This window comes from Streptomyces brevispora, from assembly GCF_007829885.1.
Taxonomy (GTDB): Bacteria; Actinomycetota; Actinomycetes; order Streptomycetales; family Streptomycetaceae; genus Streptomyces; species Streptomyces brevispora.
The window spans coordinates 2,736,719-2,761,953 of the sequence record NZ_VIWW01000001.1; the positions used below are offsets into that span (position 1 = coordinate 2,736,719).

Sequence of the window (25,235 nt, forward strand, 5' to 3'; positions counted from 1 at the left end):
GTCTTGAACTTGTCAGTAAAGTCGCCGAGCGGCTGTTGCAGGAGCCGGCGATACCGAAACTGCGGACCGACAACTTCGTCACGTGGGCCACCGGATCGTCTCCCGGGCCGTAGTGATCGCCACCAGTGGAGCCGCGGGCGGGAGCCGCGAGGTCCTGGGCATCATGGTCGGCGACAGCGAGACCGAGGCGTTCCGGGCCACATTCCTGCGCTCGTCGCGCGACCGCGGCCCGACTGGTGTCCGCCTGGTCATCTCCGACAGCCACAGCGGCCTGGTCGAAGCCGTCCGCCAGGTCCTGCTCGGCGGCGCTGCCGGGTCCTCTTCGTCCGCAACGTCTTCTCCGCGATTCCCCAGGGCGCTGCGGAGATGGTCGCCGCGACAATCCGCACGCTCTTCGCTCAGCCCACTGAGGAGCAGGCGCACCGAAGATGCCTGGGTGGACGTGGACTGCGGGGCGTCAACGGCCAGCCAGGGCATCTGCTCGACCGCCGGCGAATCGATCGAGGCTGTCCAGCATCCAGGCGCGCTTGATGTCGCTGCCCCGGTGGCCCGAGTGGTCGTCGATCAAGAGTTCGGCCCCGGGCCAGGCGTTGGCGAGCTCCCATGCGGTGTCCACCGGGCAGCTCAGGTCGAGCCGACCGTGGATGAGCACACCGGGGATGCCGGCCAGGCGTCCTGCGTCCCGGATCACGGCGTTCTCCTCCAGCCAACCGGCGTGCGCGTAGTAGTGCGCCGTGAGTCGAGCGAACGCCAGCACATCGTCCCCCGGCTGACCGTTGTGGACGGCCGGCGCGGTCTTCTGCTGCTCAAGGGAGAGCACCACGTCCTCCCACGTGCACCAGGCCTTCGCCGCCGGGTACCGCACCCGCGGATCGGGATCCCCCAGTAGCCGCGCATACGCCCCGACGACATCGCCGTCGCGATCGGTTCCGGCGCCCTGCCTGAACTGTTCCCACTCATCGGGGAAGAAGCGCCGCACGCCTCGGTAAAGCCAGTCGATCTCCGAGCGCCGGGTCGTGCTGATGGCGCTCAGCATGATCTCCGACACGCGGTGGGGGTTGCGCTCGGCGTAGACGAGGGCGAGCGTGGTGCCCCACGAGCCGCCGGTCAGCAACCATCGGTCAATGTCGAGGTGTTCGCGCAGCAACTCCATGTCTGCGACCAGGCGGTCCGTGGTGTTGTGCCGCAGGTCTGTGTCGGGATCGCTGGCGTGCGGGGTGCTGCGCCCGCATCCGCGCTGGTCGAACAGGACGGCCCGGTAGCGTTCCGGATCGAACATCCGGCGCATGTTCGGCACGCATCCCTGGCCCGGACCCCCGTGCACCATCACGGCCGGCTTGCCGTCCGGGTTTCCGCAGGTTTCCCAGTACACGAGGTTGCCCTCGCCTACATCGAGCATTCCCTGGTCGTACGGCTCGATCGGAGGATAGAGCTCCGTCATGTCCTGCCCCTTCGTCCCGTCAAGACCACGGAGGTCGCTCGACGCCGGGCAGCCTCTCGATCCCGAGCCCGGCCTGGCCAAAACGCTCCGGGCGGTCACACCGTCCGTGCCGCGTGCAGCGCATTGAATGCCCCACAAAGTTCCGACGCGGCGATCGGATGGATCTCCATCCGCACGGGACACACGTCGTCGTCGCCGTTGGGAGTCAGGCGCGCGAAGAAGGCGAAGCCGCTCGCGAAGCCCTGCGCGACCAGTATCACCGCCGGCGACCGATTCACACAGAACTAGGGATCAGAAGGCTTCTGAGGCAAGCTGCGCTGCCTGCCCTCGTCAGTAGTTCAGCTGTCAGCGCGTCGATATTCCACGGGCCTCTCGTTCACCTTCACGATGGCCCCGGCATCAGCGAGATCCCGGAGCACCTGGCGCGCCCGCTTCTTCCCGGTCGCCACGTCAGCGGGTCGGTACCCCGCTCCGAACAGGGCCGTCAGGGCCCGTTCGGCGTCCCAGGATCCACAGAGGGCCTGGATGGCTTCGTCGAGGAATTCGGCGTGTGTCCGTGTGTTGCTCACATGTCCTCCGAGGCTGCCGGTCAACTCGCCTTACGGTAAGGGCCGGATGGGCAAGGAGGTCGGGCCGATCTCGCACTTGTCCGCCACCGCGTGAGCGAGTGTGGGCGCTGTGCCGTCGCTGTACGTTTCCGCGTACGGATCGGGCTTGGCTCGGAGAGGGCGGGATGCCTGGATACGGCCGCTCGGACAGCGAGCGGGACGTGCTGGTAGAGGCCGGGCGGGAATTCCTCGTAGAGCGCGCGGAACCTGGCAGGCTCTTTGGAGACCTGGGCGCTTCCGCGCCCGCACCGCCGACCCCAGGCCGCCGTCGGTACGGGCGCGGAAGGCGCTGTCAGGTGTCGGCTCCGCCGAAGCGTTCGCGGTAGGACTCCAGATCCTCTTCCGTGATCTTCGCGAAGAGCACCGGCGGCACGGTGAACGCCGTACCGGCCGGAACAGCGTCCAGGGACTTGGCCTGTTCGGCGGTCACCCAGGTCGCGGTGTCGGCTTCCAGGGTAAAGGCACCCCGCATGGCGGCGGCCGAGGCCGGGATGAACGGTTCGGAGACGACCGCGTAGAGGTGGATGAGGTTCATCGCCGTACGCAGGGTCAGGGCCGCGCCCTCCGGGTCGGTCTTGATCTCCAGCCAGGGGGCCTTCTCCTCCAGGTAGGAGTTGCCCGCCGACCACAGGGCGCGCAGCGCCGCCCCGGCCTTGCGGTACTGGAGGGCCTCCATGTGCTCCTCGTACTCGGCCAGGAGCCGCGCGATGTCCTCGCCCAGCCGTGTCTCCACCGCGCCGGGTGCCGCGCCCGCGGGGACGTCGTCGCCGAAGCGTTTGCGGGAGAAGGACAGCACGCGGTTGACGAAGTTGCCGAGCGTGTCGGCCAGGTCCTTGTTGACCGTGGCGGCGAAGTGCTCCCAGGTGAAGGAGGAGTCGTCGGACTCGGGGGCGTTGGCGATCAGGAAGTAGCGCCAGTAGTCGGCCGGCAGGGTTTCCAGGGCGGCGTCGGTGAAGATGCCGCGCTTCTGAGAGGTGGAGAACTTGCCGCCGTAGTACGTGAGCCAGTTGAAGCCCTTGACGACGTCGACCTTCTTCCACGGCTCCCGGACGCCGAGTTCCGTGGCCGGGAACATCACCGTGTGGAACGGAACGTTGTCCTTGGCCATGAACTGGGTGTAGCGGACGGTGTCGTCGGCCTCGTACCACCACGACTTCCAGTCGCGGGTCTCGTCGCCCTGTGCGGCGTCCGACCACTCCTTCGTCGCGCCGATGTACTCGATCGGGGCGTCGAACCAGACGTAGAAGACCTTGCCGTCGGCCGCGAGTTCCGGCCAGGTGTCGGCCGGGACGGGGACGCCCCAGTCGAGGTCACGGGTGATGGCGCGGTCGTGCAGGCCCTCGGTCAGCCACTTGCGGGCGATGGACGAGGACAGCTGCGGCCACTGCTCCTCGTGCCGGGCCACCCAGGCTTCCACCTCGTGCTGAAGCCTGGACTGCAGCAGGAACAGGTGCTTGGTCTCGCGGACCTCCAGCTCCGTGGAGCCGCTGATCGCTGAACGCGGGTTCAGCAGGTCGGTCGGGTCCAGGACGCGGGTGCAGTTCTCGCACTGGTCCCCGCGGGCCTTGTCGTAGCCGCAGTGCGGGCAGGTGCCCTCGACGTACCGGTCCGGCAGGAAGCGGCCGTCGACCGGCGAGTACACCTGGCGGATCGCCCGCTCCTCGATGAACCCGTTCTCGTGCAGCCTGCGCGCGAAGTGCTGGGTGATCTCGACGTTCTGGTGCGAGGAGCTGCGTCCGAAGTAGTCGAAGGCCAGCTGGAAGCCGTCGTACACGGCCTTCTGCGCGTCGTGGGCCTGCGCGCAGAACTCGGCCACTGACAGCCCGGCCGCCTTGGCCGCCAGTTCGGCCGGTGTCCCGTGCTCGTCGGTGGCGCAGATGTAGAGGACGTCGTGACCGCGCTGGCGGAGGTACCGGGAGTACACGTCCGCCGGAAGCATCGACCCGACCATGTTGCCCAGGTGCTTGATCCCGTTGATGTAGGGAAGCGCGCTGGTTACCAGGTGTCGAGTCATCCCTGGATGCTCCATTTCGTACGGCGCCGGTGGCAGTGCCACGGCGGGCCCCGGTCGGGAGGGTGCGGCGGGCGCGACCGTTCAGATCGGTCATCCGTGTCACGCGTGGTGACGGTCGGATCTGCGAGCCGCCGCAATCGTATGGCACCCGGGTGTCACCTCGGCGAGCCGTATCGCCCCTCGGCCGAGCCCGCACGGAGCGCGCCCGGCCGTCCTGGCAGCCGTTGGGCGAGGCTGTCTCGGCGCCGGAATCAACTGTTCGGCAGACCTGTACGCACGCGCCGCCAGACACCCGCCGCCTCCGGCGAGGGCGGCGGTGCCGGAGGTCGCGATGCCCGGGTCGTGGTGAGCCGTGACGGCGGTGACGACGGTGGCGAGCCGGGCGAGCCGCAGTGGGTGGGCGATGCCTGTGCGCCACGGGGTGCCGGGGCTGCCCGGCCTGGCTGCGGAGCTGGACGTCGCCGCCTCGGCCGCCACCTCCGCCGTCCGCGCGGATGCACGGATGCACGGATCCGCAGATCCGTAGATCCGCAGATCCACGGCCGCTGTGACCCATCGTGGTTGGTCAGCCACTCGATCGGGTGGAGATTTCAGGCTATATATGTGGTTTCGGGGAAAAATACTCCCCCCGGGCGCGATCATTCGGCCGTGATCACAACATTCCGGACGGAACACCATCCCAAGTCCCGCCTGCTGGCCGGGCTCGGCGCACTCACCGCATTGGCTCTGCTCCCGGCAGCCCCGGTCGCCGCCGCACCCGTGACCGACGCGTCGCCGCAGAGTGCCCGGCAGGTCGCGCCCCGTGTGGTGACCGCCGCAGAACGCAGGACCGCCGCGTACCTCGATTCGTTGCGGAACAGGCCCGCACGGCTGAAGGCCTTCTTCAAGGACCTGCCCAAGGGGGGTGACCTGCACAACCACCTGTCGGGCGCGGCCACCACCGAGTACCTGATCAAGCTCGCGGCCGAGAAGGGCCTCTGCATCGACGCCACGATGACGGCTGTGGCGCCGCCGTGCGGGCCGGGCACGCGGCCCGCCGCCGATGCGAGGACGGACGTCGCCTTCCGGGAGCAGATCGTCAGGGCCTGGTCCATGCAGGACTTCCCGGCCAATCAGTCCGGGCACGACCACTTCTTCGACACGTTCGGCAAGTTCGGCCTGGCGACCTGGGACCGCGGCAAGCTCCTCGCCAATGTGGCCAACACCGTGGTGAAGCAGAACCAGTTCTATCTGGAGACCATGGTCACCCCGGCGTCGGACAGCGCGAAGCAGCTCGCGGACAAGGTGGGTTACGACGCCGACTTTGCCGCGTTCCACCGCAAGCTCCTGGCCGGCGGGCAGCTCGACCATGTCGTGGACGAGGCGGTCAAAGAGGCCGACGACGGCGACGCCGACTTCCGGGCGACCGCGCACTGCGGCACCGCGCGCCCCGAACCGGGCTGCCGGCTGCCCGTCAGGTGGATCTCCCAGGTCTCCCGGGGCGGCACCCCGGCACGCGTGTTCACGCAGATCGCGGTCGGGATGCGGCTGGCGGAGCGCGACCCGAGGTTCGTCGCGGTCAACCTCGTGCAGCCCGAGGACTGGGACACCTCGCTGGCCAACTACAGCCTCCAGATGCGGATGCTGAAGTACCTGCGCAGCCAGTACCCGGGTGCCCACGTCACCCTGCACGCCGGTGAGCTGGCCCCCGGCCTGGTCAAGCCCGAGGACCTGACCTTCCACATCCGCGAGGCCGTACTCGTCGCCGGTGCCGAGCGCATCGGGCACGGCGTGGACCTGGTCCACGAGGACAACTGGCGGCAGCTCGCCCGGACGATGGCGAAGCGCAAGATCGCCGTCGAGGTGCCGTTCACCAGCAACAAGCAGATCCTCGGCATCTCGGGCGCCGCCCACCCGTTCAACGCCTACCGCCGCTACGGCGTCCCGGTGGTCCTGGCCACCGACGACCCGGGGGTCTCGCGGATCAACATCAGCCACGAGTACCAGTACGCCGCCAAGACGTACGGCCTCAGCTACACCGAGTTGAAGGACCTGGCCCGCGCCTCGCTGGAGTACGCCTTCCGCGACGGCCGCAGCCTGTGGGCCGACGGCTCCACCCCCTCCGGGTACCACCTGGTCCCCGCCTGCCGCAGCGACCGGCCCGGCACCGGGCACCTGAGTTCGCGCTGCTCCCGCTACCTCGCCGACAGTCCGAAGGCGGCGACACAGTGGCGTCAGGAGACGGCCTTCGCCGCCTTCGAGCGTGACAACGGCGGCCGACGCTGACGTAACACCGACATACCCGGCACATAATCGTCCGGGTGCGGGGATCGGCCCCCGCACCCGGACGTTCTGCTGACCGCGTGCGGGGACCGCCCCGGCGGCGCAATCACCGGGGCCGCCCGCTTCGGCGGGGCCATGCCGCCGCCCTGCTCGGACGTGAACCCCTCACCATGAGCACGGTGCCGCGTGAGCGGCTCACGAGCGATGACGGACGCCGAGCGATGACGGATGCCGACCCGCCTACCCGAGGACGGGACGGGACGGGGAAGGGTGGAACGGGGTGGGGTCGTACTGAGCGGACCGTCGAGGGCTGCCCATTGGAGCAGCATGATGGTTTTGGCGTCGGCGATGTCCCCCGTGCGGACCATCGCGAGCGCCTCGTCGAAGGGCAGTTCCACGGTCGCGATGTCCTCGCTCTCCTCGGCCACCCCGTACCCGTCCCCTTCGGCCACGGTGGTCGCGGGATCGTAGGGAGCGGCGTAGAAGTGCAGGCGTTCGGTCACCGACCCCGGGCTCATGTAGACGGTGAAGACCGGCTCGGGGACGCCGATGACGTGTCCGGTCTCCTCGGCCGCCTCCCTGCGGATGGCCTCCTCCGGGGCGTCGCCGTCCAGGAGCCCGGCGGCGGCCTCGATCAGCATCCCGTCAGGATGCCCGTTCACGTACGCGGGCAGGCGGAACTGGCGGGTCAGCAGTACGGTGCGGCGTTCGGTGTTGTGGAGCAGGATCGTCGCGCCGTCGCCCCGGTCGTACGTCTCGCGCTGCTCCCGGCTCGCGGCGCAGCTCGTCGGCCACCTCCTCGTAGAGATTGCGGTCCTCGCACGGACCGGCCCTCCACGCGGCAGTGAGGTGGTGCGCTCGATGTCTGGAACCGTTCCCGCGTCAGTTCACGAGGTGGGCAACCGTGCCGCAGAGGTCCGCGACGGTGGGCAGGGCTGCGGTCCGGAGGGTGGCTGCGGGCAGCGTGCCGCCGTCGGGGCGGGCGCAGGACTTCGGGTTCGTGCCGACAGACGCTCCGGAGATACTGACGGTGCGTCGTCCCGCGCAAGCAACGAACGACGAAGCCACGAAGCGACGAAGCGGCAAGAGAGAGCGAACGCACTGTGCACCAGTACGAGAAGGACGGACCGGCGATCTACCGCCAGTCCTTCGCCACGATCCGCGCGGAGACGGATCTGTCGGGACTGCCCGCCGATGTGAGCCAGGTCGCGGTCCGGATGATCCACGCGTGCGGCATGGTCGACCTCGTACGCGATCTCGCCTTCACCCCGGACGTGGTGAGCCGCGCCCGTGCGGCGCTGCGGGCCGGAGCGCCGGTCCTCTGTGACGTCTCCATGGTCGCCAGCGGCATCACGCGCAGGCGGCTGCCCGCGGACAACGAGGTGGTGTGCACCCTGTCCGACCCGGCGGTGCCCGGTCTCGCGGCGGAGCTCGGAACCACGCGCAGCGCGGCCGCCCTTGAGCTGTGGCGCGACCGGCTGGACGGTGCGGTCGTCGCCGTCGGCAACGCGCCCACCGCCCTGTTCCGGCTGCTCGAGATGATCGAGGAGGGCGCACCGCGGCCCGCCGCCGTCATCGGGGTCCCGGTCGGGTTCGTCGGCGCCGTCGAGTCCAAGGACGCCCTGGCCGCGCACCCGTCCGGGCTTGAGCATCTGATCGTGCGCGGCCGTCGCGGCGGCAGCGCCATCGCTGCCGCCGCGGTCAACGCGATCGCCTGCGAGGAGGAATGAGCGGGGCGGCGGCCCTCAGGCCCCGTGGCCCAGGCGTTCGCGCAGCAGGCTGACGGCGAGTTCCGGCGTCGCGGCCACCGTCACGCCCGCAGGGACCGGCGGGCGACGCACCACGACCACCGGGATCCGTGCCTCGCGGGCCGCGGCGAGCTTGGGGGCGGTGGCCGCGCCGCCGCTGTCCTTCGTGACGACGACGTCGATGTGGTGCCGGCGGATCAGCTCGCGCTCCCCGTCGAGGGTGAACGGACCGCGGTCCAGCAGGACCTCCAGCCGGGCCGGGTACGGCGGCTCCGGGGCCTCCACCGACCGCGCCAGGAACCACAGCGCGTCCAGCCCCGCGAAGGCGGCGAGTCCCGTCCGGCCCGTCGTGAGGAAGACCCGCGCGCCCAGCGGGGGAAGCGCCTCGGCCGCCTCGGCCAGGGAGGCGACCGGGTGCCAGTCGTCGCCGTCACCGGGCACCCAGTTCGGGCGGCGCAACGCGAGCAGAGGAACATGGGCGGCGGCGGCACCGGCGGCCGCGTGGAAACTGATCGTCCCGGCGAAAGGATGGGTGGCGTCGATGAGCGCGTCCACCTGGTGCGTCCGCAGCCATGCGGCCAGGCCCTCGACGCCGCCGAAGCCCCCGATGCGCACCTCGCCGGGCGGCAGCCTCGGGCCCGTCACACGGCCGGCCTGCGAACTGGTCACCCGGGCCCCGGCGGGCAGCGCCGCCACCAGGAGCCCGGCCAGCCGACGGGCCTCCGTCGTCCCGCCGAGTACGAGTACGTGCATCGGGTCCCTCCATGGGTGAGCCGTCGGGCGGGCGCGCCGCCCAACTCAAACACACCGGTTTGCGGCCCGGCTGGACCACCGGTGCCTGTGCGACCGCGGCCACCACCGCCGCGTACACGGCCCTGCTGACCGGCGACTTCCCCGACCCGGTGACGATCACCCTGCCCGGGGGGCAGACCCCCGCCTTCGCCCTCGCGGTGGAGAAGCTGGCCGCGGACCGGGCGACGGTCGGGGTGGTCAAGGACGCGGGCGACGACCCCGACGTGACGCACGGCGCTCTCGTACGGGCCACCGTGCGGATACTGCCGCCGGGCTCGGGTGTGGTGTTCCGGGCCGGGCCCGGTGTGGGTACGGTCACGCTGCCCGGCCTGCCGCTCGACGTCGGTGAGCCCGCGGTCAATCCGGTCCCCCGCCGCCTGATGCGCGAGCACATCGGGCGGGTCGCCGAGGCGCACGGGGGCCGGGGGGACGTGGAGATCACGCTTTCGGTGGACGACGGCGAGGAGATCGCCCGCTCCACCTGGAATCCGCGGCTCGGCATCCTGGGCGGTCTGTCGATCCTGGGGACGACCGGAGTGGTGGTGCCCTACTCCTGCTCGGCCTGGATCGACTCGATCCGCCGCGGCGTGGACGTGGCCCTGGCCGCCGGGCAGACACATGTGGCGGGTTGTACCGGATCGACCTCGGAGAAAACCGTGGTGTCCGAGTACGGGCTGCCGGAGATCGCCCTGCTGGACATGGGTGACTTCGCGGGCGCGGTGCTCAAGTACGTCCGCCGTCATCCGGTGGAACGGCTCACGGTCTGCGGGGGTTTCGCCAAACTGTCGAAGCTCGCCGCCGGCCATCTCGACCTGCACTCGGGCCGGTCGCAGGTCGATCCGTCCTTCCTCGCCGGGCTGGCCGGGCGAGGCGGTGCGGACGAGGCGCTGGTGGCCGAGGTGGCTGCCGCCAACACCGGTCTCGCGGCTCTGCGTTCCTGCCTCGCACGCGGAGTTCCGCTCGGCGACCTGGTGGCCGTGGCGGCGCGGGACGAGGCCTTGTCGGTGCTGCGAGGCGCACCGGTCGCCGTCGACGTCATCTGCATCGACCGGGCGGGCACGGTCGTCGGGCGCAGCGACGTGCGCTGAGGTCGCGGCCGGGATCTCGGTCCTCCCCTTCCCACTGATGAGCATGCGCCGAGCCCTCGCCCGGCTACCTGCGAAGTGACGACCGGATCACCGTAAACCCCTTGTTCTGGGTGGAGTTCAAGGATTATCTACGCGCGGAGCTACGGCCCCCGAACGATCATTCGGGCAATTCCGACAGGTTCTCTCCTGGCTATTACCGACTGGTACCCGCAGCTGCTAAAACAGGTGACGCTTCATCAACCCCCCACCCACCCCCCACACTTCGGAGGGCTGACAGCCATGTCAGTACGGAGATTCTGGGCGTCCGCATCCACTCTGCTCCTCGCCGCCGCGGCCGCTCTGGGCATGGCCCAGCCGGCCTCGGCCGCAGCCGGCGGGTACGTCGCCCTCGGCGACTCGTACTCGTCCGGCGTCGGCGCGGGGAGTTATCTCTCCGACAGCGGTGCCTGCCGGCGCAGCACCAATGCCTACCCCTACCTCTGGGCAGCGGCGAACTCGCCGTCCTCGTTCAACTTCGTCGCCTGTTCGGGCGCCACGACAAGCTCGGTGGCGAGCAGCCAGCTCGGCGCGCTGAGCTCGTCCACCTCGCTGGTCAGCGTGACCGCGGGCGGCAATGACGTCGGGTTCGCCGACGTCATGCAGGACTGCGTGCTGTCCGGCGAGGCCACTTGCCTCGCCGGCGTGAAATCGGCCGTCTCGCAGGTGAACAGCGCTCTGCCGTCCCGCCTGAGTTCGCTCTACGGGTCCATTCACGCGAAGGCCCCGCAGGCACATGTCGTGGTGCTCGGCTACCCGCGCTTCTACAAGATCAGCGGCAGCTGCTTCGCCGGGCTCACGGAGGCGGAGCGCTCGGCCATCAACAACGCGTCCGACGTGATGAACGGTGTGATCGCCAAGCAGGCGGCCAACGCCGGATTCACCTTCTCCGGCGTCGCGGACAAGTTCACCGGGCACGAGCTGTGCTCCGGCGACCCGTGGCTCCACAGCGTCTCGATCCCCGTCGAGAACTCGTACCACCCCAAGGCTGCCGGACAGTCGGGCGGCTACCTGCCCGCCTTCCGCTCAGCCGCGTAGGCGCCGCGGGACGGCAGAGGCGCGGCAACGGCACCGGAGCCCCGGCTCCTAGGCCCTGCCGCGCCTCTGCCGTGTCTCTGCCGTGTCTCTGCCCTGTCTCTGCCCTGGGCGAAGTCGTTCCGGGGACGCCGTCCCGGGGACGCGGTCAGGGAAGTCGTTGCGGCCGGCTCGCCCTGATCGAGTACATCAGCGGGATGCGCGGCCGCTCCGCCGGGAAGCGGTAGCAGCCGTCCGGCCGGCGCTCCAGTACGGGAAAGCGCGGGAAGAGCGAGACGTCGTGCTCGTGCAGGAACTCGATCCGCAGCCCGGCCGCGGCCAGTGCCGAGACCACGCTGCCCACCGGGTGCTGCCATTCGACGCTGCGGTTGTGGACGGTCGGCGCGTCGAAGTCCGCGTACGTACCCGGCGTCTCGTCCACCCAGGCGTCGCGGCTGAAGTAGTCGTGCACGATCCGCGAGCCGGTCGCGTCGTCGAGGCAGTCGGTGAACGGATGGAACTCCGCCAGGTAGAGGAAACCCCCGGGCGCGACGAGCGAGGCCGCGGTCTCGGCCCAGCGGTCGATGTCGGGCAGCCAGTTCAGCGCGCCGACGCCGGTGTAGACGATGTCGTACGAGGAGTCCGGGACGGCCTCCGCCGCATCGTGGACGTCGGCGACGACGAACGCCGCCCGGTCCGGGGCCAGACCGATGTCCCGGGCCATCGAGCGGGCGGTCTCGACGGCCGGTTCGGAGAAGTCGAGGCCGACGACCTGGGCGGCGCCGTGCCGGGCCCAGGACAGGGTGTCGAGTCCGATGTGGCACTGGAGGTGCAGCAGCGACCGGCCCGTCACGTCCCCGACCTCCGCCAGCTCGAAGGCCCGCAGGGAGTCCTTGCCCGCGCGGAAGGAGTCCAGGTCGTAGAAGTCACTGCCGGTATGGATGGGCACACGTTCATCCCACATCGCGCGGTTGGCTTCGCGCCAGTCGGCGGGTATCGGTGCATGCATGCCCGCGAGGTTATCCACAGGCTGCGGACGGGGCGAACGGATTGTCGGCTGCCCGGCGCAGAATGGGGGGCATGACTGAGAGCACTGGTTCGACACCTGATCCGACGACCGATTCCGTTCCGGAGTGGGAGCAGCGTTTCCGGGCTCCGCGGGTGTCCCTGCCCGACTGGGCGGAGGAAGCGCCGGACCGCTCCCTGTTCGTGTCCAACGCGACGGGGACGTACGAGCTGTACGCCTGGGACCGGGCGACCGGTGAGCAGCGCCAGGTGACCGACCGGCCCAACGGGACGACGGACGGCGTGCTGACCCCGGACGGCGAGGCCATCTGGTGGTTCAGCGACACCGACGGCGACGAGTTCGGGGTGTGGATGCGCCAGCCGTTCCGTGCCGGTGAGGACGAGGGTGCGAAGGACGAGCCGGCGGCGCCCGGTCTGGAGCCCTCCTATCCGGCCGGGCTGGCGATCGGCCGGGACGGTACGGCGGTGATAGGCCGTTCGACGGACGAGGACGGGACGACGGTCCATGTCGTACGGCCCGGCGCGGCGCCCGTCGAGATCTACCGCCACCGCGAGTCGGCCGGGGTCGGCGACCTGTCGCACGACGGGACGCTGATCGCGCTGGAGCACACCGAGCACGGTGACGCGATGCACTCCACGCTGCGTGTGGTGCGGCCGGACGGCACCACGGTCGCCGAGCTGGACGACACCGAAGGGGGCACGAAGGAGCTGGGGCTCACCGTTCTCGGCTTCGCCCCGGTGGCGGGGGACACCCGGCTGCTGGTCGGGCATCAGCGGCGTGGCCGCTGGGAGCCGATGATCTGGGACCCGGTGGCGGGCACGGAGACGGACCTCGCCATCGAGCTGCCCGGCGATGTGGGCGCCGAGTGGTATCCGGACGGCTCCGCGCTGCTGATCGAGCACGGCTTCGAGGCCCGCAGTGAGCTGTGGCGGTACGAGCCCGCGTCCGGCGACGGAACCCCGGTGCGGGTGGAGACGCCCACCGGTTCGGTCTCGGGGGCCACCGCCCGCCCGGACGGCACGGTGGAGTACCTCTGGTCGTCGGCCGCCGAGCCGCCCGTCGTGCGGTCCACGACCGGTGCGGTGGTGCTCGATCCGCCGGGTGCGAAGGCTCCGCGGTCCGTGCCGGTCGAGGACGTGTGGGTGGAGGGCCCCGGAGGCCGCGTCCACGCGCTCGTCCAGCGTCCCGCCGCCCCGGCCGAGGGACCGTTCCCGACCGTCTTCGAGATCCACGGCGGCCCGACCTGGCACGACAGCGACGCGTTCGCGGGCGGGCCCGCCGCCTGGGTGGACCACGGCTATGCGGTCGTCCGGGTCAACTACCGCGGCTCGACCGGCTACGGGCGGGCCTGGACGGACGCGCTCAAGCACCGGGTCGGCCTGATCGAGCTGGAGGACATCGCGGCGGTGCGGGAGTGGGCGGTGAAGTCCGGCCTCGCGGACCCGGAGAAGCTGGTCCTGGCCGGCGGTTCGTGGGGCGGCTACCTGACGCTGCTCGGCCTCGGTACGCAGCCCGACGACTGGGCCCTGGGCCTGGCCGCGGTCCCGGTCGCGGACTACGTCACGGCGTATCACGACGAGATGGAGGCCCTGAAGGCGATGGACCGCACCCTGCTGGGCGGGACGCCGGAGGAGGTGCCCGAGCGCTTCGAGGCCTCGTCGCCCCTGACGTACGTGGACGCCGTGCGCGCCCCGGTCTACATCTCGGCGGGCGTCAACGATCCGCGCTGCCCGATCCGCCAGGTGGAGAACTACGTGGACCGGCTGAAGGACCGCGACGCGGTGCACGAGGTCTACCGGTACGACGCGGGTCACGGCTCGCTCGTCGTGGAGGAGCGGATCAAGCAGGTGCGCCTGGAGCTCGACTTCGCCGCACGCCACTTGGGAGCGCCGGACGGCCCCGCCGAGTAGGAGCGCGTCCGGGCCACGTGTCGGGCTGTAGCGGGCTGTACCGGGCCGCGTAGGGGGCGGATAAAGGGCGGCTCCACGGGTGCCCCCGCTCCGGGCGGCCGGAGCGGGGACCGTACCGTGGAGGGGTGTACCGGTTCCTGCTGACCCCGCGATGGTGGGGGATCAACCTCTTCGTCGTGCTGGCCATCCCGTTCTGCGTGTTCATGGGCACCTGGCAGCTCGGCCGCTTCGAGGACCGCGTGCAGACGCACGAGGCCGCCGACAAGCAGCCCGCTCCGGGCACGAGGGCCGCCGAGCCGCTCGATGATCTGCTGCCCGTCGACACGGTGACCTCCGGCCGCCCCGCCACCGCGACCGGCCGGTACGCCGACCAGTTCCTGGTGCCCGGCCGGAAGCTGGACGACCGGGACGGCTTCTACGTCGTCGGCATGCTGCGCACCGACAGCGGCAAGGCGCTGCCCGTGGTGCGGGGCTGGCTGCCCGGGAAGGCCGGACACACCTCGGTGCCGGCCGCACCGACCGGCACCGTCACCGTGACCGGCGACCTCCAGGCCTCGGAGAACCCGGGCACCGCGGGGGTCGACGCGAAGGGCGGGCTCCCCGACGGCCAGGTCGGCATGATCAGCGCCGCGTCACTCGTCAACCTCGTGCCGTACGACGTGTACGACGCGTGGGTCACGCTCCAGCAGACCGACGCCCGCTCGGGCGGCACGTCCTCCGCGGAGGCAACGGACTCGGCGGAGGCAACGGACTCGGCGGACAGAACTGATGCGGCCGCTGGTGCGGCGAAGGGCGCCGCTGCCCTGCGCCCCGTACCGGCCGCCGCGGCACAGGGCACCGGGCTCGACCTGAAGGCCTTCCAGAATCTCGGCTATCTGTGCGAGTGGTTCGTCTTCGCGGCGTTCGTGCTCTTCATGTGGTTCCGGCTGGTCCGGCGTGAGGCCGAGGCAGTCCGGGACGTGCGGCTGGGCCTCGTCACCGCCACCGACGCACCCCCGTCCACGGGAACGACCCCGGGGACGGCCCCGGCCTCGACCTCCGCCCCGGAAACGGACAAGGCCCCGGACACACCCACGGGCCCCTGAACGCCAAGCCGAACCACGCCAAGCCGAGCCGAACCACGCCAAGCCGAACCAAGCCGAGCCACACGCGCCACAACACGTCTCAGCACGCCAAGTCCGGGGCGGACCCGTAGGGCCCGCCCCGCTCCTGCGACGCGGGCCCTACGACGTGGGCTCCAGCGCGCCTGTCCGGTAGATCGTGCCCGCGCAGGCGTTGGCGATCTCCGTCTCGGCGACCGGCGCTCCCGGTTCCGGGGTGTGCATCACGGAGATACTGCCCGGCGCCGTGCCGGGGCCGTCCTCGCTGCCGAACTGCGTCTCCGTATTCGCTTCGGTGTCCCCGGTTCCGCTGCCCGTGTCGGTCCCGGCCGGGCCGCCGACGCCGGTCGCCGCACCGTCCGTCGGCGACGGTGAAGGTGAACCGCCGGATGCCGGACAGGTGTCCTTCGGCACCCAGGCGAACTGCACCTCGTAGGTCATGGCCGGCTTCAGCAGCACCGTCGCCTCCTCGCTGGCGGGATCGGGCAGTCCGGACGCCGCGTCCCCCTGGGTGTGCCGGACGACCACGATCTTGGTCGGGTCCGCCGCGCCCATCGCCTCGAAGCCCACCGTGCCGCCGCTGCTCACCGTGCAGTTCGTGCTGGAGACGTTGGCGATCCGGAACGTTCCGTACACCGTGCCGTCGGCACCGGCCGCGCCGGTCGTGGCCGAGGCGACACCGAGCTGGTCGGGGTTGCAGACCGGCATACCGGCCGCAGCGCTGGCGGCCGGGCCGGCCGAACCGCCGGTCGCCGCGCCCTCCAGGCCCTGGCCCCTGCTGGCGCTCGGGCTGGCCGAGCTGTCGGGAACACCGTCGCCGAAGTCCTCCCGCCCGTCGCTCCCACCCGCGCCGCTCACGCCGCCGGAGCCCGGACCGGGCTCCTCGCCGTTGCCGCCCTGCGCCCGCTCGCCGTGACCGGCGATCGCGGGGCTGGCGACGTTCGAACCCTCGGAGTGGGCGACGTGGACGAAGGCGGGGATCGCGGTGCCGATGAGCAGCGCCGCCGCAGCCGCGCCCACGAGCGCCTGCCGCCGCCGGGCCCGCCGGGCGGGCACCGCACGGCACAGATGGTCGAGGCTGCCGTCGCGGGGTTCAAGGCCCTGCACGGCGCCGCGCATCATCCGGCGCAGCATCTCCTCGTCGACGCCCGCACCATCGCCGGAGTCGGAGCCGGAGCCGCTACCACTGCCACTGCCACTGCCGAAGCCGAAGCCGGAGCCGCTGCCACTACCGGAGCCGAAGCCGCTGCCGGGGCCGAAGAGGTCGGCCGGCCGCTCGGCTGCCAGGGTGTCGGCGGTCCCGCCGCCACCACCCCCCAGGGGCGTCGGCCCCCCGACCGCGCCCAGCCGCACACGCGGTCCCGCGTCGCGGTCCGCGTCGCGGTCCGTGTCGCGGTCCGTACCCTGTTCCGTTTCGCGGTCCGCGCCCTGTTCCGTTTCGCGGTCCGTGCGCGGTTCCGTTTCGCGGTCCGTGCGCGGTTCCATGTCGCGGTCCGCGCCCTGTTCCGTTTCGCGGTCCGTGCGCGGTTCCATGTCGCGTTCCGTGCGCGGTTCCGCTTCGCGGTCCGTGCCCGGGGTGCTGTCCGGCCCGTGGTTCACAATTCCGTTTCCAGTCCGGTCAATTCCGTTTTCAGTCCGGTCAATCCGATGCCCGATCGAGGGCCCGCGCCGGTGTCCGTCCCCGCCCTCTTGCCCGTGCTCGTGGCCGTCGCGCCGCCTCATGCCTGCGCCTCCATCACCACGCGCAGCGCCGCGATACCGCGGGAGCCGTACGCCTTCACCGAGCCCAGGGATATCCCCAGGGTCGTGGCGACCTGTGCCTCGGTCATGTCCGCGAAGTAGCGCAGCACCAGTACCTCCCGCTGACGCCGTTGCAGCCCCCGCATCGCCTTGATCAGCGCGTCCCGCTCCAGCTGGTCGTACGCCCCCTCCTCCGCGCTCGCCATGTCCGGCATGGGCTTGGAGAGCAGCTTCAGCCCGAGGATGCGGCGACGCAGGGCGGAGCGGGAGAGGTTGACGACGGTCTGGCGCAGATACGCGAGTGTCTTCTCCGGCTCCCGTACCCGGTTGCGCGCCGAGTGCACGCGGATGAACGCCTCCTGCACGACGTCCTCACAGGACGCCGTGTCGTCCAGGAGCAGGGCCGCGAGGCCGAGCAGTGAACGGTAGTGGGCGCGATAGGTCTCGGTGAGATGGTCGACGGTAGTTCCGGCTGCCACGCTGTCGTCAGCGCCCTCGCGCTGTGACGGCAGCCCTGTCGGGCGCGCAGCGGGCATGGGCGCGATCACCGGCATACCGCCGGGCGCGCGGGGCCGTCTGAGCGGTCGCATCGAAGCGCCGCGCAAGGGGCCCACCACTGTGATATCGAGTACCTCTGCCACGCCAGTTGGACACGTTTCCCCCCGTCAGGGTTGTACGCATACGGCACCGCGTTTGACACCATGCGATATGCCTTCATACGTAACCGCTCTTCCCCAAATGCCCTGAATATGCGCCCCGTCGCGCAAGAAGTGACGGCTTAGACGCGTGCGGCCCGACTTGCGGTTGCAACGGACCGAAAGGTCATCGTCGGACACCGCGACACCCCAGCTCAAGAGGTTCAGACCAGCAACTTGATCACAGGGTATTCACAGAGCGCACAAATCAGGTTCGATCAGGACCGGGGAAATTCGGCAGCCACCGATTCGGCGATCTGCGCCACGTTCAGCGCGGCGCCCTTGCGGAGGTTGTCGCCGCAGACGAAGAGTTCCAGTGCCCTCGGGTCGTCCATCGAACGGCGGACCCGGCCGACCCAGGTCGGATCGGTGCCCACTACATCGGCCGGGGTCGGGAAGTCGCCGGCCCCGGGGCTGTCGTACAGCACCACACCGGGCGCGGTCGCCAGGATCTCGTGCGCCCGGTCGACCGTGACCTCGTTCTCGAACCGGACGTGCACGGACATCGAGTGGGTGGCGATCACGGGTACGTACACACAGGTCGCCGACACCCGCAGGCTCGGCAGATCGAGGATCTTGCGGCACTCGTCGCGGATCGCCAGTTCCTCGGACGACCAGCCGTCACCGGCGTCCGTCCCAGCCCACGGCACGACGTTGAGGGCGACGGGTGCGGCGAACGGGCCGCCGTGCATGTCCCCCACGACCCGGCGTACGTCGCCCGGCTTCGTACCCAGTTCGGTACCGGCCACCATCGACAGCTGCTCGCGCAGCGCGGTGACGCCGTCGCGCCCGGCTCCGCTCACGGCCTGGTACGAGGACACGACGAGTTCCCGCAGCCCGAACTCGGCGTGCAGTGCTCCGACCGCGACGATCAGCGCCAGCGTCGTGCAGTTCGGGCTCGCGATGATGCCGCGCGGTCTGATCCGGGAGGCATGGGGGTTGATCTCGGGGACGACGAGCGGGACGTCGCCGTCCGTCCGGAACGCCGCGGAGTCGTCGATGACGACCGCGCCCCTGGACGCGGCGAGCGGCGCCCAGCGCCGGGACACCTCGTCGGACGCCAGGAACAGCGCCACGTCCACGTCGTCGAAGACGTCCTCGGAGATTTCGAGGACCTCGGTCTCCTCACCGCGTACGACCAGCTTGCCGCCGGCCGAACGCGGCGAGGAGATCAGCTTCACCTCGCCCCAGACATCCGCGTGTTCCGAAAGGATCTGGAGCATTACGCCGCCGATCGCCCCGGTCGCGCCGACGACCGCGAGCGAAGGGCGGCGTGCGGTCATCGGCCGGTGCCCCCGTACACGACTGCCTCGTCGGCGTCGCTGTCGAGTCCGAAGGCGGTGTGCACGGCACGCACGGCCTCGACGACGTCATCCGCACGGGTGACCACTGAGATGCGGATCTCGGAGGTCGAGATCAGCTCGATGTTCACGCCCGCGTCGGACAGCGCCTCGAAGAAGCCCGCGGTGACGCCCGGGTTGGTCTTCATACCGGCGCCGACCAGGGAGATCTTGGCGATCTGGTCGTCGTAGCGCAGCGATTCGAAGCCGATGGAGCCGCGGTTGCGCTCCAGGGCGTCGATGGCCTTGCGGCCCTCGGACTTCGGGAGCGTGAACGAGATGTCGGTCAGACCGGTCGACGCGGCGGAGACGTTCTGCACCACCATGTCGATGTTGACCTCGGCGTTCGCGATCGTACGGAAGATCGCGGCGGCCTCGCCCGGCTTGTCGGGCACGCCGACGACGGTGATCTTGGCCTCGGAGACGTCATGGGCGACTCCGGAGATGATCGCGTGCTCCACCTGCTGGTCCCCTTGCGGCTCGTTGCTGACCCAGGTTCCGCGCAGTCCCGAGAAGGACGAGCGGACGTGGATCGGAATGTTGTAACGGCGTGCGTATTCCACGCACCGGTGCAGCAGCACCTTGGAACCGGACGCGGCCAGCTCCAGCATGTCCTCGAAGGAGATCCAGTCGATCTTCTGGGCCTTCTTGACGACCCGCGGGTCGGCGGTGAAGACACCGTCCACATCGGTGTAGATCTCACAGACCTCGGCATCCAGCGCGGCCGCGAGGGCGACAGCGGTGGTGTCGGACCCGCCGCGACCCAGGGTGGTGATGTTCTTGCCCTCCTGGCTCACCCCCTGGAACCCGGCGACGATGGCGATGTTGCCCTCGTCGATCGAGGTCCGGATGCGGCCCGGCGTGACATCGATGATCCGCGCTTTGTTGTGGACCGAGTCGGTGATGACTCCGGCCTGGCTGCCCGTGAACGACTGGGCCTCGTGGCCCAGGTTCTTGATCGCCATGGCCAGCAGCGCCATGGAGATCCGCTCTCCCGCGGTCAGCAGCATGTCGAACTCGCGCCCGGCAGGCATCGGGGACACCTGCTCCGCGAGATCGATCAACTCGTCCGTCGTGTCGCCCATCGCTGACACCACGACAACCACCTGGTTGCCGTTCTTCTTGGCATCGACGATTCGCTTGGCGACACGCTTGATGCCCTCGGCATCGGATACGGAGGACCCTCCGTACTTCTGCACGACCAGGCCCACGTGCGCTCCTCGCTCAATCCATTGCTGTCGGCTCAGTTTAACGAGCAGTCCGGAAACGCCTCGCTGATATCACATGCTGAGATGTCCCGCTCACCAAATGATCATCGTCGTGCCGTTCCGAACTGCTCGTACGAGGCTGCTTCCCGTCGATCGCCCCAGCACTCCCTTATGTGTCCCAGGCCACACGCATGCCAGGCCGCGGCGCCGAGGGCGACGCTCCAGTCCTACCGTCGGCCCTCGGTGCGCGCGAAGGTGCGGCATGACGGCGCCGACAACGGTGCGCTCAGCGCGCCCTCGGCCCCGGTACGGCCCGGCGTCCCGCCGCCGCCCGCAGCCCGGCCACCCTGGCCGCGACGTCCGTACGCTGCCGGGGGCGGGCCAGGAACGTGTCCGGGACGTCGCCCGTCGCCCCGTTCGCCTCGTCGCGGTCGATGTCCGCCCGGCACTCCACGCAGACCCCGTCCACGAGCGTGCCGGTGCTCTCGTCCTCGTCGCAGAAGGCGCACATCTCCAGCGCCCCCACGATCTCTTCCCGGATCTCGTTCTTCTTCGGCTGCGGTGCGGGCGGCATCTTGTTCTCCAGTCGGGTACGAAGGAAGGCCCCGGCGGAATGCACGGAGGCCGGCAGTCCTGACACCAGCGCCTGGCTGACCTGTTCACGGCCCACCCCGCGCACCAGCCACTCCTGCACCAGCTGTTCCAGCGCGACGCATTCGCCCTCGGAGAGCTGGAGCCTCGGCTCCCTGCCCCCGAGCCCGGCAAGCACCGCGTACGCCTCCGAGCGCGCGGCCGGTACGCCCGGCTCGGGCTGGGAGGACGGCACCTCGTCGGGCGCCGCGGGCTGTCCCGGCGCGTCCACGCCCCGGATGAACCGGATGTACCGCGCCCACCAGTCCGCGCTGCGGGCGGCGCGGGAGAAGAACGTCCGCGTCACCCAGCGCAGCCCGCTGCCCTCCACGGTGATCTGCACCTTGATCCGGCGCAGGTGCCCGGCCCGGGTCAGCCGGTCCAGCGCACTGCGGCACGCCTGCTGCCCGTAGTCCGGCAGCTCCTCGGCCAGCACCTTGTAGCCGATCGCGGCCCCTTCGGGCAGCCGGTCGATGTACGCGGCGATCGCCGCTTCCCGCACGGGCAGATGGACGAAGTCGGCCGCACCGCGCGGGGCTTCGTCGGGGACGTGCCGCTTGCCGAAACCGGCTTTGGCCATGCGGTGGGCGGGCGCGCGCAGGGCAGCACTAATGTGGGCAGAAGTCATGTGGATCGAGTCTCTTTCGATCTATCAGGACGAGATCCCGGTTGGTGTTGGCGCACCGCCGGGATCGTCCTTTTTGAGGACTGTTACGCCGAACCTAGAGCGTGCACACGCTGTGACGCAACCCGATCACCGAAAGTCATCCGCGCAGGTGTGCGCGGGACTTGGGAGGGTGGGTGGGTTCAGCCTCACCACCCATTCCTACAAAATGAGGCTCGGACTTCGAGGCTCGCGGCTCGGGGCTTGAGCCTCGGGCGGACCTGCGGAGATTCAGCCCCTAGCCACCGCGAAGGCGACGAACGCCGCCCAGGGCGCGGCGGGAACCGTCAGCTCGGGGCCGTCGGTCAGCTTGGAGTCGCGGATGTGTATCGCGGTGGGGCAGGGGGCGACCTGGACGCAGTTGCCGCCCTCGGAGTCGCTGTACGTGGACGTGCGCCAGCTCAGGGCGGCCTCAAGGCAGTTGCCGCCTTCGCCATCGCTGTAGCTGGACTTGAACCACTGCCGCCTGCTGCTCATTGGTCAACCACCATCTGCTTAATAAAATCGGACGACTCGGCCGGGCTGAGAGCCCCTGCGCGAATCATGCCAAGCCGTTCCGTACACAGGGCCACGGCCTTAGGATCGCCAGTCAGCTGGCTGATCGTCTGCGTCTCCTCGAAAGCGAGACGTTCGTGGTCGGCGGTCTCCAGAAGGACCATGGGGCCGCTGAGCGCTGCGGTAAAACCCCTCTCGAAGGGGAGCACTTGCACAGAGACATTGCGCAACAACGCCGCAGACAGCAAATGGTTCAGTTGCTCCTTGTCGACATACCGTCCACGCAGCGCCGCCTCGTACAGCACAAAGCTGAGCGATACGAGAGGCTTGCGCGTGAGCAGGCTGGCCCGCTCCAGCCTGGCCGCGACTCGCTCATTAACCGTCTCCTCAACCAGCGGCGGCGAGAATCCGCTGATCACGGCCCGCGCATACGCATCCGTCTGCAACAGGCCCGGTATGAAGGCCGCTTCGTACGACCACAGGCTGATCGCCTCCCGCTCGCGCGCCATGAAGTCCTGCGCCCGCGCAGGAAACCGCTCTCGCTGCACATAGTGCTTGGCCGCACTCAGCAGCCCATCCGCCCGAAGTAACACATCCGCCGCATCCAGCAGTTGCGGCGTCGGCATCCGCACGCCCTGCTCCATGGACTTGATCGTGTCCGGGGCGTACTTCGCCGCCGCACCAAGCTCCTCCCGGCTGACGCCCGCCCGCGTGCGCCAGCGTTTCAGCTGGTCACCGCAGTAGCGCCAAGCCGCGGGGGGCGGGTCCTGAGCTGACACAGCAGCCACCTCCAATGGATACACAGCACCGCGTATCGCAGCAGTCACTACCGAGCGTAGCCACTTCGCCGTCACCGTGTAACCATGACGCGAGCAATTCACCACCCAGACTGGGTCCCCACCTACGGGCACCAACTCCGCATGAGCGGAATCCACTTCGACACCCTGCGCATCCAGGGCCTCCGCGGCGAAGAGGTCGCGACCCGGCTGGGGCGGCTCACGGGGGACGACGCCGGGCCGATCGTGTGGCAGGGGACCGGGCTGCGCTGGATGTACTTCCTGCTGCCGCCGCGCACCGCGGGCGACCGCGCCTGGCCGCTGGACGTCGAGCGGTTCGGGACCCGGCACCAGGTCAGCTACGTCGGCGTACCCGCGCTGAACGGGCACACCTGGCCGCTGATGTGGCAGTCCTGGCCCACAGCGACGGCGCCCTTCGTGGACGCGGACCGGCTGTACGCCGCGCTCGGGGCCGACCGGTCCGCTACGTGACCGGGCGCAGCCCCAGCGGGCCCGCGATCTCCTCGACCATCACGCGGCCGGCCTCCTCGGCCAGGTCGTCGTCTCCGGCGTGCTGGTCGGTGTCCAGGCCGTCGAGTGCCTGGAGGGGCTGGTTCAGACGGATGTGGGCGATCAGCGACTGGAGGGCGCGCAGGGCGGCGGAGGCGGTGGAGCCCCAGTTGGAGAAGTAGGAGAACTGCCACCACCACAGGGCCTCGGTGGTACGGCCCTCCTCGTAGTGGGCCAGGCCGTGGCGCAGGTCCGTGACCAGGTCGGCCAGATCGTCGGAGATACGGGCCGGGACCGGGGCCTTGCGGGGCTCGTACGGGTCGAAGACCTCGGAGTAGACGTCGATCGGCTCCAGCAGGACCGCGAAGCGCTCGCGCAGGCCGTCCGCGTCCGGTTCGGCGCCGAGGTCCGGCTCGTAGCGCTCGTCCGGGAGGATGTCCTCGTAGGCGCCCAGCCGGCCGCCGGCGAGGAGGAGCTGGGAGACCTGGAGCAGCAGCACCGGAACGGCTTCTTCCGGCTCCTCGACCCTGGACACCTCGGTGACCGCGACGATGAACGTCTTGATCTGGTCGGCGATCTGGACCGCGAAGTCGTCGGGGTCCTGGGTGACAGTGTTCAGCGTGGCGTCAGACATCGAGAGGACCTCCCGTGGGCACGGTCGCGAACGGCGAGTAGAAGATAGCTGCGCTGAACGTAAAGCCGCCGTGAGGCCTCGGAAAAGAGGCCGGAGGCGGGGCCGGGAGGGAGACCGGCAGCGGGTCAGACATCGAGCAGGCGCCTCCCCTCGAAGGCGCGGCCGAGCGTGACCTCGTCCGCGTACTCCAGGTCGCCGCCCACCGGCAGACCGCTGGCCAGCCGGGTGACCCGCAGGCCCATCGGCTTGACCATCCGCGCCAGGTACGTCGCGGTGGCCTCGCCCTCCAGGTTGGGGTCGGTCGCCAGGATCAGCTCCGTGATGGAGCCGTCGGCCAGCCGGGCCAGCAGTTCGCGGATGCGCAGATCGTCCGGACCGACGCCCTCGATGGGGCTGATCGCCCCGCCCAGTACGTGGTAACGGCCCCGGAACTCGCGGGTCCGCTCGATCGCGACGACGTCCTTCGGCTCCTCGACGACACAGATGACCGTCAGATCGCGGCGCGGGTCGCGGCAGATCCCGCACTGCTCCTGCTGGGCCACGTTGCCGCAGATCGCGCAGAAGCGGACCTTGTCCTTGACCTCCAGGAGGGCATGCGCCAGGCGGCGCACATCCGTGGGTTCGGCCTGGAGGATGTGGAAGGCGATCCGCTGCGCGCTCTTGGGACCGACGCCGGGCAGCCTGCCCAACTCGTCGATGAGGTCCTGAACCACGCCTTCGTACAACGGAAAGCCTTTCCTGCCGCCTGGTCGGCCGCGTCGTGGTACGTACCGTAGGGGGTCCGTACCGTCTTGGGTATGCCCTTGCCGTGACCTTGGTCAGAAGGGGAGGCCGGGCATGCCGCCCAGGCCCTGGGCCAGCGGGCCCAGCTTCTGCTGCTGGAGCGTCTGGGCGTTCTCGTTCGCCGCCTGGACGGCCGCGACGACGAGGTCCGCGAGCGTCTCGGTGTCCTCGGGGTCCACCGCCTTCGGGTCGATCACCAGGGCGCGCAGCTCACCGGAGCCGGTGACGGTCGCCTTGACCAGACCACCGCCCGCCTGTCCGTCCACCTCGGTCCTCGCCAGCTCCTCCTGGGCCTCCGCGAGGTCCTGCTGCATCTTCTGGGCCTGCTGCAGCAACTGCTGCATATTGGGCTGACCACCACCGGGAATCACGGTCACTCCAGGCATTTCGACGACAAATGTTTCGGTAAGCCGAGCCTACGTGGTCCCCGGGCAGCGCGCCCCACCCACTGGCGAGCAACTCTTTCGAGTGAGATCGAGTAAGCGATGGCGGGACTCCTATACCTGATCACAGGCCCTGCGCACCCGGGAATACCGCGATTTCGACCCCGCGGCCCACCATTCGGCGGTAGGAAGGGCATGCGTCCCGGTACGCGCACGTGCACCAACCGTCACGCAAGGTTACGCACGCGGTACTGCCGGTCGCCACGAGTGCCAGGGAACAGAGGGCAGAGATCCCGCCCATCGTCGAGGACGCGGACCACGCGCGTCGCAATGCACC

23 protein-coding genes and 2 pseudogenes are annotated in these 25,235 nt (G+C 70.1%); 8 read left to right on the forward strand and 17 right to left on the reverse strand.

All coding sequences use genetic code 11. The features are described 5' to 3' along the window. Window positions 1–82: 82 nt before the first annotated feature. Window positions 83–417: pseudogene (locus tag FHX80_RS12575) on the forward strand (transposase); the annotation flags it as partial. 40 nt (window positions 418–457) lie between these two features. On the opposite strand, the gene pip reads toward FHX80_RS12575, so the two are convergent. The 4 genes from pip to metG form a co-directional block, all read right to left on the reverse strand. Next, entirely contained in the window at window positions 458–1,441 is a 984-nt protein-coding gene (gene pip / locus FHX80_RS12580; RefSeq protein WP_145767254.1) for a prolyl aminopeptidase, read from the reverse strand. A 95-nt stretch (window positions 1,442–1,536) separates the two neighbouring features. Continuing rightward, window positions 1,537–1,701: a hypothetical protein gene (locus FHX80_RS34680; protein WP_167523513.1), complete on the reverse strand. Its 165-nt coding sequence runs from the start codon at window positions 1,699–1,701 to the stop codon at window positions 1,537–1,539. 78 nt (window positions 1,702–1,779) lie between these two features. After that, complete coding sequence (locus FHX80_RS12585; protein WP_244318236.1) at window positions 1,780–2,034, reverse strand: hypothetical protein; 255 nt, start codon at window positions 2,032–2,034, stop codon at window positions 1,780–1,782. Window positions 2,035–2,341: 307 nt separating this feature from the next. Next, a complete protein-coding gene (metG, locus tag FHX80_RS12595) occupies window positions 2,342–4,063 on the reverse strand; it encodes a methionine--tRNA ligase (protein WP_145764278.1) in 1,722 nt (573 codons plus the stop codon). Between the two features lie 648 nt (window positions 4,064–4,711). Here metG and FHX80_RS12605 point away from each other — a divergent pair. Further along, the gene (locus FHX80_RS12605; protein ID WP_145764279.1) at window positions 4,712–6,328 is read left to right on the forward strand and encodes an adenosine deaminase family protein; all 1,617 of its coding nucleotides are present in this window, start codon (window positions 4,712–4,714) and stop codon (window positions 6,326–6,328) included. Between the two features lie 287 nt (window positions 6,329–6,615). On the opposite strand, the pseudogene FHX80_RS12610 reads toward FHX80_RS12605, so the two are convergent. Continuing rightward, window positions 6,616–7,197: pseudogene (locus FHX80_RS12610) on the reverse strand (NUDIX domain-containing protein); the annotation flags it as partial. Between the two features lie 231 nt (window positions 7,198–7,428). On the opposite strand from FHX80_RS12610, the gene FHX80_RS12615 reads away from it, so the two are divergent. Beyond that, window positions 7,429–8,055 (forward strand): precorrin-8X methylmutase, encoded by a 627-nt coding sequence (locus FHX80_RS12615; protein ID WP_145764280.1) that lies wholly within the window; start codon window positions 7,429–7,431, stop codon window positions 8,053–8,055. Between the two features lie 15 nt (window positions 8,056–8,070). Here the strand turns inward: FHX80_RS12615 and FHX80_RS12620 are convergent, their stop codons facing one another. Then, on the reverse strand, window positions 8,071–8,826 hold the full coding sequence (locus FHX80_RS12620) for a cobalt-precorrin-6A reductase (RefSeq protein ID WP_145764281.1): 756 nt from the start codon (window positions 8,824–8,826) through the stop codon (window positions 8,071–8,073). Between the two features lie 11 nt (window positions 8,827–8,837). Between FHX80_RS12620 and FHX80_RS12625 the strand changes: the two genes are divergently transcribed. Together FHX80_RS12625 and FHX80_RS12630 are read left to right on the forward strand one after the other, a co-directional pair. Beyond that, window positions 8,838–9,953, forward strand: coding sequence for a cobalt-precorrin-5B (C(1))-methyltransferase (locus tag FHX80_RS12625; protein WP_145764282.1), 1,116 nt, complete (start codon window positions 8,838–8,840; stop codon window positions 9,951–9,953). Window positions 9,954–10,232: 279 nt separating this feature from the next. Further along, on the forward strand, window positions 10,233–11,027 hold the full coding sequence (locus FHX80_RS12630; protein WP_145764283.1) for an SGNH/GDSL hydrolase family protein: 795 nt from the start codon (window positions 10,233–10,235) through the stop codon (window positions 11,025–11,027). A 145-nt stretch (window positions 11,028–11,172) separates the two neighbouring features. Here the strand turns inward: FHX80_RS12630 and FHX80_RS12635 are convergent, their stop codons facing one another. Next, window positions 11,173–12,012, reverse strand: a complete 840-nt coding sequence (locus FHX80_RS12635) for a class I SAM-dependent methyltransferase (protein ID WP_145764284.1) — start codon at window positions 12,010–12,012, stop codon at window positions 11,173–11,175. Between the two features lie 62 nt (window positions 12,013–12,074). On the opposite strand from FHX80_RS12635, the gene FHX80_RS12640 reads away from it, so the two are divergent. Further along, window positions 12,075–13,940: a S9 family peptidase gene (locus FHX80_RS12640; RefSeq protein ID WP_425281682.1), complete on the forward strand. Its 1,866-nt coding sequence runs from the start codon at window positions 12,075–12,077 to the stop codon at window positions 13,938–13,940. Window positions 13,941–14,065: 125 nt separating this feature from the next. Then, window positions 14,066–15,025 carry an SURF1 family protein gene (locus FHX80_RS12645; protein ID WP_145764285.1) on the forward strand — a complete coding sequence of 320 codons (960 nt, stop codon included), beginning with the start codon at window positions 14,066–14,068 and terminating at the stop codon, window positions 15,023–15,025. Window positions 15,026–15,163: 138 nt separating this feature from the next. Here FHX80_RS12645 and FHX80_RS12650 read toward each other — a convergent pair whose 3' ends face one another. The 7 genes from FHX80_RS12650 to FHX80_RS12680 all read right to left on the reverse strand — a co-directional run bounded on the left by FHX80_RS12650 (window position 15,164) and on the right by FHX80_RS12680 (window position 22,591). After that, a complete protein-coding gene (locus FHX80_RS12650; protein WP_244318237.1) occupies window positions 15,164–16,573 on the reverse strand; it encodes a hypothetical protein in 1,410 nt (469 codons plus the stop codon). Between the two features lie 185 nt (window positions 16,574–16,758). Then, window positions 16,759–17,334: a SigE family RNA polymerase sigma factor gene (locus FHX80_RS12655; protein ID WP_145767258.1), complete on the reverse strand. Its 576-nt coding sequence runs from the start codon at window positions 17,332–17,334 to the stop codon at window positions 16,759–16,761. Window positions 17,335–17,693: 359 nt separating this feature from the next. Then, entirely contained in the window at window positions 17,694–18,758 is a 1,065-nt protein-coding gene (locus FHX80_RS12660) for an aspartate-semialdehyde dehydrogenase (protein WP_145764286.1), read from the reverse strand. After that, a complete protein-coding gene (locus FHX80_RS12665) occupies window positions 18,755–20,026 on the reverse strand; it encodes an aspartate kinase (RefSeq protein ID WP_145764287.1) in 1,272 nt (423 codons plus the stop codon). The genes FHX80_RS12660 and FHX80_RS12665 overlap by 4 nt, the downstream gene beginning before the upstream one ends. 283 nt (window positions 20,027–20,309) lie before the next feature. Continuing rightward, on the reverse strand, window positions 20,310–21,281 hold the full coding sequence (locus FHX80_RS12670; RefSeq protein WP_167523515.1) for a hypothetical protein: 972 nt from the start codon (window positions 21,279–21,281) through the stop codon (window positions 20,310–20,312). 267 nt (window positions 21,282–21,548) lie between these two features. After that, on the reverse strand, window positions 21,549–21,794 hold the full coding sequence (locus tag FHX80_RS12675) for a DUF397 domain-containing protein (RefSeq protein WP_145764288.1): 246 nt from the start codon (window positions 21,792–21,794) through the stop codon (window positions 21,549–21,551). Next, window positions 21,791–22,591, reverse strand: a complete 801-nt coding sequence (locus FHX80_RS12680; RefSeq protein WP_244318239.1) for a helix-turn-helix domain-containing protein — start codon at window positions 22,589–22,591, stop codon at window positions 21,791–21,793. The genes FHX80_RS12675 and FHX80_RS12680 overlap by 4 nt, the downstream gene beginning before the upstream one ends. A gap of 84 nt (window positions 22,592–22,675) precedes the next feature. Between FHX80_RS12680 and FHX80_RS12685 the strand changes: the two genes are divergently transcribed. Continuing rightward, complete coding sequence (locus FHX80_RS12685) at window positions 22,676–23,080, forward strand: hypothetical protein (RefSeq protein ID WP_145764290.1); 405 nt, start codon at window positions 22,676–22,678, stop codon at window positions 23,078–23,080. Here the strand turns inward: FHX80_RS12685 and FHX80_RS12690 are convergent. The 3 genes from FHX80_RS12690 to FHX80_RS12700 form a co-directional block, all read right to left on the reverse strand. Further along, window positions 23,073–23,732 (reverse strand): DUF5063 domain-containing protein, encoded by a 660-nt coding sequence (locus tag FHX80_RS12690; RefSeq protein ID WP_145764291.1) that lies wholly within the window; start codon window positions 23,730–23,732, stop codon window positions 23,073–23,075. The two genes, FHX80_RS12685 and FHX80_RS12690, sit on opposite strands and share 8 nt — an antisense overlap. A 125-nt stretch (window positions 23,733–23,857) precedes the next feature. Beyond that, the gene (gene recR / locus FHX80_RS12695) at window positions 23,858–24,457 is read right to left on the reverse strand and encodes a recombination mediator RecR (protein ID WP_123460165.1); all 600 of its coding nucleotides are present in this window, start codon (window positions 24,455–24,457) and stop codon (window positions 23,858–23,860) included. Window positions 24,458–24,550: 93 nt separating this feature from the next. Further along, a complete protein-coding gene (locus FHX80_RS12700; RefSeq protein WP_145767260.1) occupies window positions 24,551–24,886 on the reverse strand; it encodes a YbaB/EbfC family nucleoid-associated protein in 336 nt (111 codons plus the stop codon). Window positions 24,887–25,235: the final 349 nt, after the last annotated feature.

What these genes read in the sequence shown, in the direction of transcription:
- metG (WP_145764278.1), bottom strand. Translation starts at nt 4,063, where the DNA reads ATGACTCGACACCTGGTAACCAGCGCGCTTCCCTACATCAACGGGATC.
- FHX80_RS12670 (WP_167523515.1), bottom strand. Translation starts at nt 21,281, where the DNA reads ATGACTTCTGCCCACATTAGTGCTGCCCTGCGCGCGCCCGCCCACCGC.
- FHX80_RS12635 (WP_145764284.1), bottom strand. Translation starts at nt 12,012, where the DNA reads ATGCATGCACCGATACCCGCCGACTGGCGCGAAGCCAACCGCGCGATG.
- FHX80_RS12660 (WP_145764286.1), bottom strand. Translation starts at nt 18,758, where the DNA reads ATGACCGCACGCCGCCCTTCGCTCGCGGTCGTCGGCGCGACCGGGGCG.
- FHX80_RS12690 (WP_145764291.1), bottom strand. Translation starts at nt 23,732, where the DNA reads ATGTCTGACGCCACGCTGAACACTGTCACCCAGGACCCCGACGACTTC.
- FHX80_RS12625 (WP_145764282.1), top strand. Translation starts at nt 8,838, where the DNA reads ATGGGTGAGCCGTCGGGCGGGCGCGCCGCCCAACTCAAACACACCGGT.
- pip (WP_145767254.1), bottom strand. Translation starts at nt 1,441, where the DNA reads ATGACGGAGCTCTATCCTCCGATCGAGCCGTACGACCAGGGAATGCTC.
- FHX80_RS12640 (WP_425281682.1), top strand. Translation starts at nt 12,075, where the DNA reads ATGGGGGGCATGACTGAGAGCACTGGTTCGACACCTGATCCGACGACC.
- FHX80_RS12655 (WP_145767258.1), bottom strand. Translation starts at nt 17,334, where the DNA reads ATGCCGGTGATCGCGCCCATGCCCGCTGCGCGCCCGACAGGGCTGCCG.
- FHX80_RS12650 (WP_244318237.1), bottom strand. Translation starts at nt 16,573, where the DNA reads ATGGAACCGCGCACGGACCGCGAAACGGAACAGGGCGCGGACCGCGAC.
- FHX80_RS12630 (WP_145764283.1), top strand. Translation starts at nt 10,233, where the DNA reads ATGTCAGTACGGAGATTCTGGGCGTCCGCATCCACTCTGCTCCTCGCC.
- FHX80_RS12620 (WP_145764281.1), bottom strand. Translation starts at nt 8,826, where the DNA reads ATGCACGTACTCGTACTCGGCGGGACGACGGAGGCCCGTCGGCTGGCC.
- FHX80_RS12685 (WP_145764290.1), top strand. Translation starts at nt 22,676, where the DNA reads ATGACGCGAGCAATTCACCACCCAGACTGGGTCCCCACCTACGGGCAC.
- FHX80_RS12675 (WP_145764288.1), bottom strand. Translation starts at nt 21,794, where the DNA reads ATGAGCAGCAGGCGGCAGTGGTTCAAGTCCAGCTACAGCGATGGCGAA.